Source organism: uncultured Pseudomonas sp. (genome assembly GCF_943846705.1).
In the GTDB taxonomy this organism is placed as follows: Bacteria; Pseudomonadota; Gammaproteobacteria; order Pseudomonadales; family Pseudomonadaceae; genus Aquipseudomonas.
This window is the reverse complement of record NZ_OX044366.1, coordinates 2,162,371-2,176,808: the sequence shown is the minus strand read 5'-3', so window position 1 is coordinate 2,176,808 and position 14,438 is coordinate 2,162,371. Positions and strand designations below refer to the sequence as shown.

The following is a 14,438-nucleotide window of genomic DNA, read 5'->3' as shown; positions in this document are numbered from 1 at the left end:
CAATGCCCGCTATCCGCTAGGCAGACTTGCGCAAGCGTCTCAACCCATCCTAGGTTGGCCTCGTTAGGCCGCACCGACCAGCCGCGCCAACTCGACAGTACGGTTGGCGTAGCCCCATTCGTTGTCGTACCAGGCATACAACTTCACCTGAGTGCCGTTGACCACCATGGTCGACAGCGCGTCGATGATCGAGGAGCGCGGGTCGCTGCGGTAGTCGATGGACACCAGCGGGCGCTCTTCATAACCGAGGATGCCAGCCAGCGGCCCAGCGGCAGCCGCCTTAAATAAGGCGTTGACCTCCTCCACCGTGGTCGCCCGCTCGATCTCAAAGACGCAATCCGTCAACGAAGCGTTAGCTAGGGGTACGCGCACCGCATGGCCATTCAGCTTGCCGCGCAGCTCGGGGAAGATTTCGGCAATCGCCGTGGCCGAGCCGGTGCTGGTGGGGATCAGGCTCATGCCACTGGCCCGCGCGCGGCGCAGGTCCTTATGCGGCTGGTCGAGAATGCTCTGGGTGTTGGTCAGGTCGTGGATGGTGGTGATTGAGCCATGGCGGATACCGAGGTTCTCATGGATCACCTTAACCACCGGGGCCAGGCAGTTGGTGGTGCACGACGCGGCGGTAACGATGCGATGCAGCGCCGGATCAAACAGCTGCTGGTTAACGCCCAAGACGATATTCAACGCGCCGGCCTCTTTCACCGGCGCACTGACCACCACACGCTTCACGCCCTGGTCGAGATAGCCTTGCAGCACCGCCACGGTCTTCATCTTGCCGCTGGCCTCGATCACCAGGTCGCAACCGCTCCAATCGGTATCGGCGATAGCTTTGTTAGCGCTGACCTTGATCGACTTGCCGTCGATCAGGATGCACTCGCCTGCGCTGCTCGCCTCATGCTGCCAGCGGCCATGCACCGAGTCGAAATTCAGCAGATGGGCGTGGGTCGCGGCATCGCCGGCCGGGTCGTTGATCTGCACAAACTCAAACTCCGGCCAGCCCCAAGCCGCGCGCAATGCCAGACGGCCGATGCGGCCAAAACCGTTGATACCTACTTTGATAGCCATGGGTAATGGTCTCGCTAAGTGATTAAACAGAACGCGGGGCGAACATGATGATCGCCATGCCGAACAAGGCCACAGCGGCCCCGAGCAAATCCCAGTGGCTGGGGCGAATGCCATCCACCAGCCACAACCAAACAATGGCCGTGGCGACATACACCCCGCCATACGCCGCATACACTCGCCCGGTGGCGGTTGGGTGCAGGCTCAGCAGCCAGACAAACAACGCCAGCGAGGCTGCGGCCGGTAGCAGCAGCCAGATGCTCTTGCCCTGTTTCAGCCATAAATAGGGCAGATAGCAGCCCAGGATTTCAGCCACAGCCGTGAGCGCGAACAAACCGAGGGTGTTGAGCAGGCTCACCTCAATCTCCAAACTGGGTTAGCGCAGATGCTGAGAGTGCCGAAGAAATGCGACATGCTGATGGTCCCTGAAAGTTAAATAGACGCCTGATTGACCCGTTTGGACAGCTGCTCAGCCGATTCCTTGCGCTCGGAATAGCGGTCCACCAGGTAGTCCGCCTGGCCGCGCAACAGCAGGGTGAACTTGACCAGTTCCTCCATCACATCCACCACCCGGTCGTAATAGGCCGAGGGCTTCATCCGCCCCGCCTCATCAAATTCGAGAAAGGCTTTGGCCACCGAGGACTGATTGGGGATGGTGAACATGCGCATCCAACGCCCCAGCACGCGCATCTGGTTCAGTGCATTAAAGGATTGCGAACCACCGGACACCTGCATCAGCGCCAGGGTTTTTCCCTGGCTTGGCCGTACCGCCCCCATGGCCAAAGGGATCCAGTCAATCTGCGCTTTGAATACGCCGGTCATCGCGCCATGCCGCTCCGGCGAGCACCAGACCATGCCCTCACTCCACAGCACCAGCTCGCGTAATTCCTGCACCTTGGGGTGGCCCTCGGGCGCGTCATCCGGCAGCGGCAGGCCACTGGGGTTGAAGATCCGCGCTTCGGCACCGAGCTGCTCAAGCAGCCGCGCCGCCTCCTCAGTCAGTAAGCGGCTATAGGAGCGCTCCCGGTTGGAGCCATAGAGCAGCAGGATGCGCGGCTTGTGCTGCGCCGCCGCTTTATCCTGGGGGGTGATATCCAGCAGCTGCGCAACGATATTCGGCAGATCGGGGAGCATAATTTTTCTCCAGAAATAGGGCGTTAGCTGCACAGCGCCGCACGGTCAGGGCGGTCACGCATGCTGTGCAAACGCAGGCGATCTTCGGCCAGTTGTGGGTCATCGGCCTTGAGCACTTGCGCCAAAAGTTCACTGATCCAGGCGGGCAACTGCGGATGCAGGCGGTAATACACCCACTGCCCGGCACGCCGGTCTTGCAACAGCCCGCAGCTGCGCAACTGGGCCAGGTGACGGGAGATCTTCGGCTGACTCTCCTGCAGCGCAACAGTCAGCTCGCAGACGCACAACTCACCCTCCTGAACGATCAACTGGGTCATGCGCGTGCGGGTGTCATCAGCCAGGCACTTGAACAAGGTGACCGGGGCCAGTGTCTGCACAGGCGCACTGGCCTTGCTCTTGACCAGCACGAACATTTTGATGCGTTCATGGATCTGCTGGAGGGTGGTTTTGTAAGCGTTCGGCTGCTGACTGCTGGCCGGGTCCTCAAAGTCCCAGGCGATGTATTCGCCGGCACCCGGCAGGGTGCTGCACTCGAAGGCGGACTTATCACACAGGGTGATCACATAATCGAACTGCTGACCGTCGAAGCTCTCCAGCGGTTTGCTGTGCAGGCCCTCAGTGTTTATCCCCAGCTGCTCCAGCGCTAAACGGGCACGCGGATCAACCTCACTCGGCTGGGTGCCGGCGCTAAAGGCCTCGTAGCCTTCAGAGTCGGTATGACGCAGCAGGGCCTCGGCCAACTGGGAGCGGGCGGCATTAGCCACACAGAGGAACAACACGCGAATCTTTTGGCTCATGGGGATGGCCTCACGCAAATACGATTTGGCGAATATATTTAAAACCATATATCTTGTAAACCGTATATTCAGCCCAACTGAACCAACCCAGATCAATACCGCGTATAGCGGACATGACCCGTGACTCGACCTAAGGAAGCCTGCATGACCAACGCCATTCAATCCGTAGCGCCTCGGGCCGGCTCGCCGCTGGGTTTGTTCGAGCGTTACCTGAGCCTCTGGGTGTTTCTCTGCATCGGTGGCGGCACCCTGCTCGGCCTGTTTGCACCCGAGGCAGCACAGGCCGTGGGAGCGCTGGAGGTCGCCCAGGTGAATATCCCGGTGGGCCTGCTGATCTGGGTGATGATCATCCCCATGCTGATGAAGATCGACTTCAGCGCCATCGGCGAGATCTATCAGCAACGCGCCGGCCTGGGCGTGACCCTGAGCATCAACTGGCTGATCAAGCCGTTCACCATGGCGTTTATGGCCTGGCTGTTTCTGCGTCATGTGTTCGCCGACTGGCTGCCAGCCGAGCAGATCGACAGTTATGTGGCCGGGCTGATTCTGCTCGGCGCAGCACCCTGCACCGCCATGGTGTTCGTCTGGAGCAACCTGTGTAAGGGCAACGCCAACTTCACCCTAACCCAGGTGGCGATCAATGATCTGGTGATGGTGTTCGCCTTCGCGCCGATCGTCGCCCTGCTGCTCGGCGTGTCGTCGATCCCGGTGCCCTGGGACACCCTGCTGCTGTCGGTGCTGATGTACATCGTCATCCCGCTGGCGATTGCTCAGTTTATCCGCGCACGCCGTCTGCGCCGGGGCGAAGCCGCATTACAGGCGACGCTGGCGCGCATAGGTCCGTTCTCCATCCTCGCCCTCCTGGCCACCCTGATGCTGCTGTTTTCCTTTCAGGGTCAGACCATCGTCGAACAACCGCTGATCATCGCCATACTGGCAGTGCCGATTCTGCTGCAAACCCTGTTTATCGCCGCACTGGGCTATTGGCTGTGCCGCCAACTCAAGGTGCGCCACGACATCGCCGGCCCTGCCGCGATGATCGGTGCCTCGAACTTCTTCGAGCTGGCGGTAGCCGTGGCCATTGTGCTGTATGGCTTCAACTCGGGTGCTGCACTGGCCACGGTGGTCGGTGTACTGATCGAGGTGCCGGTGATGCTCTGGCTGGTGCGCATGGTTAATAACAGCAAGGGCTGGTACGAACGCAAAGCCTGATTGTTACTGCACCACGCTTGCAGATTCTTGCGCTTTTTATGACTGCGGGGCTGGCAGGCGGCCATGCCCGGCGTAGCATGGGGCGACGGAGGATGTATGGCGCCACTCGAACACTTACAGGTTTTCCAGAGCATGCACAGCTCGCCCAATGCTCAGCTGCAGCGCAGCGCCGAGCTGGGTGACGGGTTGGCGGCGGCGGTGTGGAGCAACCGCGATGATGCCCGCGACTACCAGGCACCCAGCCACCACACACTGTCCTGCTACCTGGCCTACGGCACCGGCAGCTTCCGCCGTGAAAACCCGTCCAGCAAGGGTGCACCGAACAAACTGTGCATCCTCCCGGCCGGGCATCAGTCGGCCTGGGTGATCAACGGCAAAATCCAGCTGGCCCACCTGTATGTCAGCCAGGAACAGTTCGCCCTGGCTGCCGCCCACCTGCTCGACCGCGAACCGCGTGAACTGGAACTGCGCGAAGGCACCTTTCTCGATGACCCGCAGCAGGCCCAGCGCTTCCGCCAGCTCAGCCAACTTGACTGGAATGAGCCGGCCGAGCGTCTGCTCAGCAGCAGCCTGGCCCACGGCTTGATCAGCCACGCCCTGCTCTCCCAAGTGGGCCGCCGGGAAGGTTTGCGCCTGACGGGCGGCCTAGCGCCCATGCAGCGCCGGCGAGTGCGCGAGTTTATCCAGGCCAATCTGGCCGAGCCGCTCAGCCTGGGCCAGCTGGCCGGGTTATGTGCGCTCTCCGAATACCACTTCGCCAGGATGTTCCAACTCAGTTTTGGTCTACCGCCGCATCGCTATGTACTGGCGCAGCGTTTGCGCCATGCCCAGCAGCTGCTGCAATACACCACCCAGCCGCTGCTCGAGGTCGCCATGGCCTGTGGTTTTGCCAGCGCCAGTCATTTCAACAACCGCTTCCGCCAAGCGTTTAATGCCACGCCTGGGCAATACCGCGCGGCGCTGCAACGCCGCTAGTACGCCGCGCCCCTGCTCGCCAAAACACAGTGTAATTACCACCCCCGCGCATAAGTGAGGGGAGTGGGCGCGGCCGGGCAGCGAAAAGCGTCTGCTAAAGCCGGGCCGCCTGTGCAAGAATCATCGGCTGTCTTCGAGAAAGCTGCCCATGTCACGATTCGTCTTTTCGCTCAGCAGGGTCATCTGATGGCCCTCGATATCCTGCATCTACGTGAGGAGGACTGGCGCGCCGAATTTGGCGTGGGCGACCTGCAACGTGGCCAGGGCTACGCCGCGCAAGGCCGCAGCCGCCTAATCAGCCTCAAGGACAGCACCCTGCTGGCCAGCTGCCGTGGCTCCGGCAGCCAGACCTACCAACAACGCATCACCCTGCATCCTTACGGCCAGGGCTGGGGCGTCAGTGGCAAGTGCAGCTGCCCGGTGGGTTTCAATTGCAAACATGTGGCCAGCGCCCTACTCACCCTGCAAGCCCAGCAGGCGCAAGGCGTCGACCTTTCACCGCTGATCGTCAGCAGCCCGGAGGCCCGCGAAGAACGCCTGGAGGGCCTGCAGCCGAGCCCGGTGCTGAGCCTGGGCAGCCTGGTGCGCGTGCACTTCGATGCCCGCAAGAGCCGTATGCAGGAACAAACCCAGCACCGCGCGGCCTTGGCCTTCGATTACCAGGGCCATCTGGCCTCGGGTAAGCATGGCAAAGACCTGCTGATCAAACAGCACCCCGAGCTGAGCCTGCGCATCGTGCGTAACCTCGACGCTGAAGCGCAGCTGCGCAAACGCCTGCAACAGACCGGCCTGCTGGTCTCGCTCCGGCAAAGCGAAGCCCTGCCGGAGAGCGCCGGTGAAGCCTACGAGCAAGTCAACGACGCAGCCTGGCTGCTGTTTGTCCGCGAGCAACTGGCGCAACTGCGCGAAGAAGGCTGGCAGATTCGCATGCAGCCAGACTTCCAATTCAACCTGGCGCAAGTTGATGACTGGTACGCCGAGGTCGAGGAAGACCCCGAGCAAACCTGGTTTGACCTGGAGCTGGGCATCGAGGTCGAGGGCCAGCGCATCAGCCTGCTGCCGATTCTGCTGCAGGCCATCCGCCACAAACCCTGGCTGCTCAACGGCGAGGCACTGAACAAGCGCGACGACGATGAAATGCTGCTGGTCAGCCTGCCCAACAGCCACAAACGCGCCGCCCTGCCGCTGTCACGCTTGAAACCCTTGCTGGCCACCCTCGGCGAGCTGTTTGTGCGCGAGCCTGGCGAGTCCAGCCAACGCCTGCGCCTGTCGCGTTTAGACGCCGCGCGGCTAAATCATCTGCAAGATGGCCCCGCGCTGAGCTGGCAAGGCGGCAGCCAGCTGCGCGACTTCGCCGAGCGCCTGCAACGCCTGGGCAGCGCCACCTTGCAGCCGCCACCAGGCCTGCAGGCAGAGCTGCGCGCCTATCAGCTGCAAGGCCTGGCCTGGATGCAGGGCCTGGCTGAGCTGGGCGTGGGCGGCCTGCTGGCCGATGACATGGGCCTGGGCAAAACCCTGCAGACGCTCGGCCATATTCTCTGCGAGCATCAGGCTGGGCGCTTGCAACAGCCGGCGCTGATCGTCATGCCCACCAGCCTGATCCCCAACTGGCAGGATGAAGCGGCGCGCTTTACCCCGCAGCTCAAGGTGCTGGCGCTGTACGGGCCGAAACGCCGCGCGCTGTTCAAGCAGATAGACCAGCAGCAGATCATCCTCACCACTTACGCCCTGCTGCCCCGCGATCTCAAGGCGCTGAGCGCTTACCGCTACCGCCTGCTGATCCTCGATGAAGCGCAGAACATCAAGAACCCGCGCAGCAAGGCCGCCATCGCTGCCGGGCAGCTTCAAGCCGAGCAGCGCCTGTGCCTGACCGGCACGCCGCTGGAGAATCACTTGGGCGAGCTGTGGTCGCTGTTCAATTTCCTCATGCCCGGCTGGCTCGGCGACAGCAAAAGCTTTACCCGCGACTACCGCACACCGATTGAGAAAAACGCCAACGAACAACGTCTGGCGCACCTCACCGGGCGGATCAAACCCTTTATTCTGCGGCGCACCAAGGAACAGGTGGCCAGTGAATTGCCGCCGAAAACCGAGATCACCCATTGGGTTGAACTCAGTGCGACGCAACGCGACCGCTACGAAACCCTGCGCCTGGCCATGGACAAAAAAGTCCGTGACGAGATCGCCCGCCAAGGTTTGGCCCGCAGCCAGATCGTGATTCTCGAAGCGTTGCTGCGCCTGCGCCAGGCCTGTTGCGACTTGCGCTTGCTCGGTGAGGAAGGTGACAGCCAGCTCAGCAGCCTGGATTCGGGCAAGCTCAGCGGCCTGCTGGAGATGCTCGATGAACTGTTCGCCGAAGGCCGCCGGGTGCTGCTGTTCTCGCAGTTCACCTCGATGCTGACGCTGATCGAGGCCGAGCTAAACACGCGCAACATCCCCTACGCCAAGCTCACCGGCAGCACCCAGGACCGGCGCACCCCGGTGCAGCAATTCCAGGCTGGTGAGCTGCCGATCTTCCTGATCAGCCTGAAAGCCGGTGGCGCGGGCCTGAACCTCACCGCCGCCGACACGGTGATCCACTTCGACCCCTGGTGGAACCCGGCTGCCGAAGCCCAGGCCAGCGACCGCGCTTATCGTATCGGCCAGGACAAACCGGTGTTCGTCTACAAGCTGATCGCCCGCGGCAGCGTCGAAGAGAAGATCCAGCAACTGCAGCAGGCCAAGGCCAACCTGGCCCGCGGCGTACTGGAAGGCGGTAGCCAGACCCAACTGCAACTCAGTGAAGACGACTTGCAGGCGCTATTTGCCCCGTTAAGCCCCTGAGCCAAGCCACTCAATCGTCGCTTTGGGTGTCGTCTTTTTCCGCTGCATCATCCGCCGGGTTAGGTTTTTTGCGCACCCCACCCGCCTGAACCGAGGGAAAACGCGACGAAGCATAGCGCACCACAAAAATCGCCAGCGCCAGCAAGAGAATCGCCCCAGACACCATCACCACGCCCATATCGGGTTTATGGTTGTGCGATATATCGGCAATCATCAAACGGGTCAGCGCGGTAATCGCCACATAAATCATGAAGCGAATCGGCATGTGGTTGGTCTTGAAATAGATCCCCACCATGGCCGCCAATTCCAGGTAGATGAACAGCAACAAGATGTCATCGACCGTGATATGACCCTTGTCCAGCATGCCGATAAAGGCCATCACCGCCGCCCAGGCAGTCACCGCACCGATGGCGAACAACGCCAGGTAATGGAAGGCCTCCATCAACAGATTGCCCAGCGACTCAGCCTGGCCATGCATGCGCTCGCGCATCTGCTCGGCCCAGTTTGGCTTACCCATAACATCTCCTAGAGAATCAAAAATAACCACGGCCCTGCGCACGCAGCTAACCGCGCCAGTAGCAGAAGCCTGCTGGCAACGAAAAAGCACCTGCAACAGCCACGCCATGGCGGCGCACGCGCACCCTACACTGAAAATTCGACTATGTTGTCAGCCGGCATAGCAATTGCTGCTGTTCAAATGCCCGCGAGTTCTTTATGCTCGCAACCACTGTACAAATAAACAGTTTATTGCAACCTATTCAGCGTGAAGGCGTAGAGGTGATGAATGGCCGTCGAAGTGGTGTACCGCAGCAGCCGGGATTTGGAGCGTTTATTCATGGATAAAGCCGAAGCTGACCGTCATGACAAAATGCTCGAACTGGCCGAACTGCTCACCGAGGTGCTGCAAAAAGCCGTGCCGTCGCTAAATGAAAGCCAGGGTGAAGAACTGGGCATCTACATGGCGAAGAACCGTGAAATCTTCGCCAAAGCCTTCAAGAACCAGCCCGATGCGCTGAGTGAATTGAGCGAAGCCGCTGCCGAATAATCTTCGCCGCGGCAAACAAAACCCCAGCCAGTGACTGGGGTTTGGCATTTATAGCGACTATAAATGCGCCGTGGGAGGCGCTTTAGCGGCGAGCGTTCAATCGCCGGATGGTAATCGCAGGGGCGCGGCTAAAGTCCCCCCACGTAGATGGCTTCACTTATTTAGCCATACAGCAGCCGCTCGGCAATCGCATCTGCAACCCTTGCCGGGGAGCGTTTGTCAGCCTGGGCATGGCCGAAAATCTCCGTCAGGCGACGGCTGATCTGGGTCAGGTGCGCGGTGATCGCCACCAGGCTTGCACCTTGATGTTTTAAGGACACGTAAATCAGCCCACCGGCATTGATCACATAATCCGGTGCGTAGAGAATCCCCCGCGCCTGCAGATGGTCGGAGATATCGGCACTGGCCAGCTGGTTGTTCGCCGCCCCCGCCACTGCCGAACAGCGCAGCTGGGCGACGCCTGTAGCGCTCAACACACCGCCCAACCCACACGGCGCAAGGATGTCGCAGGGGATGGCCAGCAACGCCTCATTGGCCACCGGCCGTGCGCCGAGTTGCTCGACCGCCAGTTGCACGCGGCCAGGGTCGAGATCGCTGACCAGCAACTCGGCACCGGCGGCATGCAGCTGCTCGGCCAAGGCATAACCGACATTGCCCAGGCCCTGAATCGCCACCCGCAAGCCCTCCAGGTTGTCGCTGCCGAGGCGCGCCAGGGCGGTGGCGCGAATCCCGGTAAACACGCCCATGGCGGTGTGCGGCGAAGGGTCGCCTTCAGCCGTGGTGCTGGTCACATGCTGGGTGTACTGCGCGATGCAGTCCATATCGGCGCTGGACGTACCGCTGTCCATGGCGCTGATGTAGCGGCCGTTCAAGGTTTCGATGAACCGCCCGAAGGCCTCGAACAATGCACCACGATTCTCGACATGCGCGGGGCGAATGATCACCGCCTTGCCACCACCTTGCTGCAGGCCAGCCAACGCCGCCTTGTAGCTCATGCCTTGGGCCAGGCGCAGCACATCGTCGATGGCGCTCTGGGTGTCGGCATAGGGTAAGTAGCGACAGCCGCCCAGCGCAGGGCCCAGGCGACTATTGTGAATGGCGATAATGGCCTGCAGACCGCTTGGCGGGTCCACGGCGAAGTGCAGCGACTCCAGTCGGGCGGTTTCCATCATGGCGAACATGCTGTGGCTCCCGTACTGCTTTGCTACTCAGTATAGGCCGCGGCGCTGCCGGCAGACCTCCGGTGGTCAGTTGCGCCAGCACTCACTCGCCCCCGCAATCAACGGAACGATAAGCCGCCTCTGCGCTAGAACAAACCCAGTGCCTTAGCCTTGGCCACCGCCTGGGTGCGCCGCGACACGCCCAGTTTGCCGTTGATCCGCCGGGCATGGGTCTTAACCGTGTGCAGTGAAATAAACAGCTGCTCGGCCACTTCCTGATTCGAACAGCCCTGGGCGATCAGCTGCAGCACGGCCAGCTCGCGCTGGCTCAGCGTATTGGCCGTTTCGCCCGGCAAGGCGCACTCATTCAGGGGGTTGCCCAGGGTAAACCACAGGCATTGATAACCCAGGCGACGGCGTAGCGCCTGCCCCTCCGCCCGCGCCTGCTCGGCCGCGGCTTGGTCAGCGTGCGCATCGCAAGCCTCGGCATATGCCAGCAAGAGTTCACTGAGCAGCGCCTGACGCCCCTGGTTCAAGGCTTGATCACGCAGCTGTCGCAAGGCTTCACGCACATCCGCGCCTTGTGCCAGATCCAGCTGCAGCCCTAACAACTGCAGGCGTGGGATCAACTCGGGGAAGTTCGGTGTAGGCAGAATCGCCTTAACCTTCTGCTCATAAGCCAACACTCGATCCACCGCCAGGCGCGCACGCTCATGGTGCCCCTGGGCGATCCACAGGTGACTGCTGGCCAGTAGCAGGGTGCCGCGGTACAGGGTTTCACTGACGTGCTGGCGTTGCATCAACCGCTCGGCTTCGCCCAGCTGAGCAAAGGCCGTGGCCAGGTCGCCCTGCACCATGGCCAACTCGGCCAAACCAAGGTAGCCATGAAATGCCGCGGGGTCCCCCCAGTTGAGTGCCAGCGCAAGCCCAGCGGCAAAACCATTGGCCGCCTCGGCACGCCTGCCCTGACGTAACTGCACGCGGGCCAAACGCAGCTGCAGCCGCGCCCGCACCGGGGTATTTTGCAGGGTGCTCAGGTGGCCCGCAGTCAACACCCGCAGCAACAGTTTCTCGGCACGGGCAAACTCGCCGCGCGCCTCCAACAACAACCCGTGGTCCAACTCCAACAGGGCCTCAAACACAGGGTTGCCGTGCGACCGCGCGCGTTTCAAGGCCTCGAAACTGAGCTTTTGCGCCAGTTCCAGATCACCCTGACCAATCGCCACTAACGTCAGTGCCGAGCGACAGAGCAAGGACTGCGCCCAGGCGCTTTCCGGCAAACCCTGCAAGGCTTCAAGCAGATGGCCGCGCGCACTGACTGCGCAAAGCCGACCGTAGGCGATGATCCCCTGAATCGCTTGCCAGTGAGCAAACAGCTCGCGGGTGCGCAGGCCATCACTGCGCGGCTGAAACCTGGCCAGTTGATCGATACAGTGCTGCGCCTCATCCAGACGCCCGACCAACAGCAAGACCCAGGCATTCAGCAGAATTAACCTGGGCGTACTGCACAGCAGGCTCTCGGGTAACTCGCTGCGCCAGCGCAGGATCAGCGGCAAGTCCTGACCTTGCAGCACCTGCTCCTCGGTAAAGCGCTCCAAAAAGCTGCTGGCCACCTCCGGCTGCCCGGCCAGCAAGGCATGCTCCACCGCCGCGCGAATATCGCCCTGGCTGGCGAACCATTGGCTGGCGTGCACATGCAGCGCGCTGTAAGCGGTGCCCGCAGTCAGTCGCTGCAACAGCGCGGCCAGCGGCGCAAACAAGACCCACCAGCCCTTGCCGGATTCGACTTCCTGAATAAACAAACCACGCTCAATCAACATGCGCAGCCAGTTCGCCCCCTCCCCCACACCAAACAAGTGCTCACACAGCGCCGGGTTAAAGCGTGGTAACTGGGCCAGCTGATAGAACATCTGCAGCAGCTCGTGCGGCAGCTCGCGCAACACCTCGCGCTCGACGTACTCAGCGAGCAAGTGATTGTGCTCCGCATCCAGCGGCGCACTTGCTTCAGCGGGCTCGGCCTGGGCAGCCAATAAGCGCAGGCGCAATGCCGCCGGCCAGCCGTGAGTGAGCCCGTGCAGCGCGGGCGCCCAGGTGCTGCGGGCAGGGTCCAGCTGTTGCAGCCAGCCGGCAACCTCGGCCTCGGTAAACGACAGGTCAGTCGCGCCCAACTCCAGCAGCTCGCCTTCCAGCAACAGCCGCGACAAGTTACAGGCCGGCCGGCGGCGGCTGCCCAGCCACCAGCACACGCTGGCGGAAGTCACCAAGAGCAGTTGATCGAGGACGTCATCCAGATCGCTGTCCGGCCGTGCCGGGTAATCGTTGAGCATGATCCACAGACGCCGCGTCTCCTGCGCCAGTGCGATCAGCACTTCGCCAGCCGTTAGCTGTGCCGGGTAACCGAGCAGCGTGCCCAGTTGCTGCACCAACTGCTCGGCTGAGATGCCTTCAGCGGCACAGTTGAGCCAGAGGACGCGGCAGTCTGGCGGGCACTCACGGGCGCAGTCGGCCAGCAATACGCTCTTGCCAAACCCGGCAGGCGCGATCAGCAGTCGCAGTTGACAGTCTTGGTCAAGCAGCCGTTGCTGCAGGGTTACGCGCGGAATATGGCCGGGAGGTGGGCGCTTAACGCTGCCGCAGGAAGTCGCAGCGACGCTCAGCGAAAAAGGCGCTAATGCGTTCATGGCGGCTCGTTTTATTGTTGTACGGGAACCGGATCATCGCAGGCTAAACCTCAACACTTGAGGCTTACAGCTCTATCAACGCAGGTGATGGCGGATGATAAAAAAAGCGGCCCGCAGGCCGCTAAATCACGGAGTAATACCTATGCCTTGAGGGTTAACGCACGCCTGAACTGCGCAAAGCGGCCGGCGTGTAGTCGGCCGCGGAGGCCTTGAAGCCGAAGTTGTACGCTGACTTTTCCTCGTTCTTCATGCCCAAGGCCAAATAGCGACCAGCCACCAGGTCGTACAGCGCCTCCAGGGTGTAACCCGGCACCTGATGGTTGAAGTACTGCTGCGCATGGCCCTCCGCCACACGCCAGAGTTGGCCGCGACCGTCGTAATGGTCGACCAGGGCGATCTGCCAGCTGTCCTCATCGACATACATATGCCGCTTGGCATAAATATGCCGTTCACCACTCTTCAGCGTGGCCACCACCTCCCACACCCGGTGCAACTCGTAGCGGGCCAGGTCCTGGTTGATATGCCCGGCCTTGATCACATCGTCGTAAGCCAGCGCTGGCGAATCGAGCTTGTAGCTGTTGTATGGAATGTACATTTCCTTCTTGCCGACCAACTTCCAGTCGTAGCGATCCGGCGCGCCGGAAAACAAGTCGAAGTTGTCGGCCGTGCGCATACCGTCAGCGGCGGTACCCGGACCGTCGTAGGCTACCTGGGGTGCGCGGCGTACCCGACGCTGACCGGCGTTATAGATCCAGGCCAGGCGCGGTTCCTTGACCTGATCAATGGTCTCGTGGACCAGCAATACGTTACCGGCCAGGCGCGAAGGTGCCGTCACCCGCTGTTTGAAATACAGCAGTATGTTGCTGCCCTTGGCGGGGTCGAGGTCCGGCATATCCGCCGGGAACGCCACCTCGTCCTCGAACTTCACCAGGCTGTAGGAGCCGTTAGTCTGCGGCGTAGCTTGCGTGACGATCCGACGGGTATTGCCCCCGCGGTATCGGGTGATGTGGTTCCACACCACCTCAACGCCGCTTTTGGGGATCGGGAAGGCGTAATAACGACTGGCGTTAAAGTTGAGCAGACCGTTGCCGCCATCCACCGGCGTGGTATTCAGCGCACTGAGCTTGGCGGCGGCTGCAATGGCCTCAGGCACGGCGGTGGTGCGATGGGTGGCATAGACCGGGATCTTGTAGCTGTCCGCGTAGCGCTTGAGCATGGCCATCTGCCCGGCTGACAGTTTGTCCTTGTACTGCTCGGCATTGGCGGCGGTGATGGTGAACAACGGTTGCTCGCTGGCAAACGGGTCAGCGAGAAAACCTTTGCTGTCGACAGCGGCGGCGTTGGTCGGCAGGCCACCAGTCCAGGCAGGGATGGTGCCCTCGGCATTACCAGCCATTTCACCGCCCAGCGGCGTCAGGCTGACGCCCAACTGAGCGGCTTCTTGCTCAGAGACTGCGGCCATCACACTGCTGGCTAACAGGGTCAGCGCCAGCGCTCCGGCTTGCAGGATTCTTGTGCTTTTCATTGGGTACGGATCCTTTTGCACTGC

At 61.7% G+C, this 14,438-nt stretch carries 12 protein-coding genes; 4 read left to right on the top strand and 8 right to left on the bottom strand.

The features are described from left to right. Positions 1-63 precede the first annotated feature (63 nt). The 4 genes from Q0V31_RS10110 to Q0V31_RS10095 form a co-directional block, all read right to left on the bottom strand. The gene (locus Q0V31_RS10110) at positions 64-1,065 is read right to left on the bottom strand and encodes an ArsJ-associated glyceraldehyde-3-phosphate dehydrogenase (RefSeq protein WP_298187516.1); all 1,002 of its coding nucleotides are present in this window, start codon (positions 1,063-1,065) and stop codon (positions 64-66) included. 22 nt (positions 1,066-1,087) lie between these two features. Next, positions 1,088-1,420 (bottom strand): YnfA family protein, encoded by a 333-nt coding sequence (locus tag Q0V31_RS10105; protein WP_298187515.1) that lies wholly within the window; start codon positions 1,418-1,420, stop codon positions 1,088-1,090. Positions 1,421-1,494: 74 nt separating this feature from the next. Further along, entirely contained in the window at positions 1,495-2,196 is a 702-nt protein-coding gene (gene arsH / locus Q0V31_RS10100; protein ID WP_298187514.1) for an arsenical resistance protein ArsH, read from the bottom strand. Between the two features lie 23 nt (positions 2,197-2,219). Beyond that, a complete protein-coding gene (locus Q0V31_RS10095; RefSeq protein WP_298187513.1) occupies positions 2,220-2,993 on the bottom strand; it encodes a metalloregulator ArsR/SmtB family transcription factor in 774 nt (257 codons plus the stop codon). 144 nt (positions 2,994-3,137) lie between these two features. On the opposite strand from Q0V31_RS10095, the gene arsB reads away from it, so the two are divergent. The 3 genes from arsB (at position 3,138) to Q0V31_RS10080 (ending at position 8,003) form a co-directional block, all read left to right on the top strand. After that, positions 3,138-4,205 carry an ACR3 family arsenite efflux transporter gene (gene arsB, locus Q0V31_RS10090; protein ID WP_298187511.1) on the top strand — a complete coding sequence of 356 codons (1,068 nt, stop codon included), beginning with the start codon at positions 3,138-3,140 and terminating at the stop codon, positions 4,203-4,205. A gap of 96 nt (positions 4,206-4,301) precedes the next feature. Continuing rightward, positions 4,302-5,180 (top strand): AraC family transcriptional regulator, encoded by an 879-nt coding sequence (locus tag Q0V31_RS10085; RefSeq protein WP_298187510.1) that lies wholly within the window; start codon positions 4,302-4,304, stop codon positions 5,178-5,180. Between the two features lie 186 nt (positions 5,181-5,366). Further along, a complete protein-coding gene (locus Q0V31_RS10080; RefSeq protein WP_298187507.1) occupies positions 5,367-8,003 on the top strand; it encodes a DEAD/DEAH box helicase in 2,637 nt (878 codons plus the stop codon). A 10-nt stretch (positions 8,004-8,013) separates the two neighbouring features. On the opposite strand, the gene Q0V31_RS10075 is transcribed toward Q0V31_RS10080, so the two are convergent. Next, complete coding sequence (locus Q0V31_RS10075; RefSeq protein ID WP_298187506.1) at positions 8,014-8,520, bottom strand: phosphate-starvation-inducible protein PsiE; 507 nt, start codon at positions 8,518-8,520, stop codon at positions 8,014-8,016. Between the two features lie 267 nt (positions 8,521-8,787). Here Q0V31_RS10075 and Q0V31_RS10070 point away from each other — a divergent pair, with 267 nt between their 5' ends. Beyond that, a complete protein-coding gene (locus Q0V31_RS10070) occupies positions 8,788-9,048 on the top strand; it encodes a YebG family protein (RefSeq protein ID WP_298187504.1) in 261 nt (86 codons plus the stop codon). A gap of 161 nt (positions 9,049-9,209) precedes the next feature. On the opposite strand, the gene Q0V31_RS10065 is transcribed toward Q0V31_RS10070, so the two are convergent. From Q0V31_RS10065 to Q0V31_RS10055, 3 genes are all read right to left on the bottom strand, one after another. Further along, a complete protein-coding gene (locus Q0V31_RS10065) occupies positions 9,210-10,229 on the bottom strand; it encodes a Glu/Leu/Phe/Val dehydrogenase dimerization domain-containing protein (protein WP_298187503.1) in 1,020 nt (339 codons plus the stop codon). 125 nt (positions 10,230-10,354) lie between these two features. Next, positions 10,355-12,889 (bottom strand): LuxR C-terminal-related transcriptional regulator, encoded by a 2,535-nt coding sequence (locus Q0V31_RS10060; protein ID WP_298187501.1) that lies wholly within the window; start codon positions 12,887-12,889, stop codon positions 10,355-10,357. A gap of 154 nt (positions 12,890-13,043) precedes the next feature. Further along, on the bottom strand, positions 13,044-14,414 hold the full coding sequence (locus Q0V31_RS10055) for a DUF1329 domain-containing protein (protein WP_298187500.1): 1,371 nt from the start codon (positions 14,412-14,414) through the stop codon (positions 13,044-13,046). Positions 14,415-14,438 lie beyond the last annotated feature (24 nt).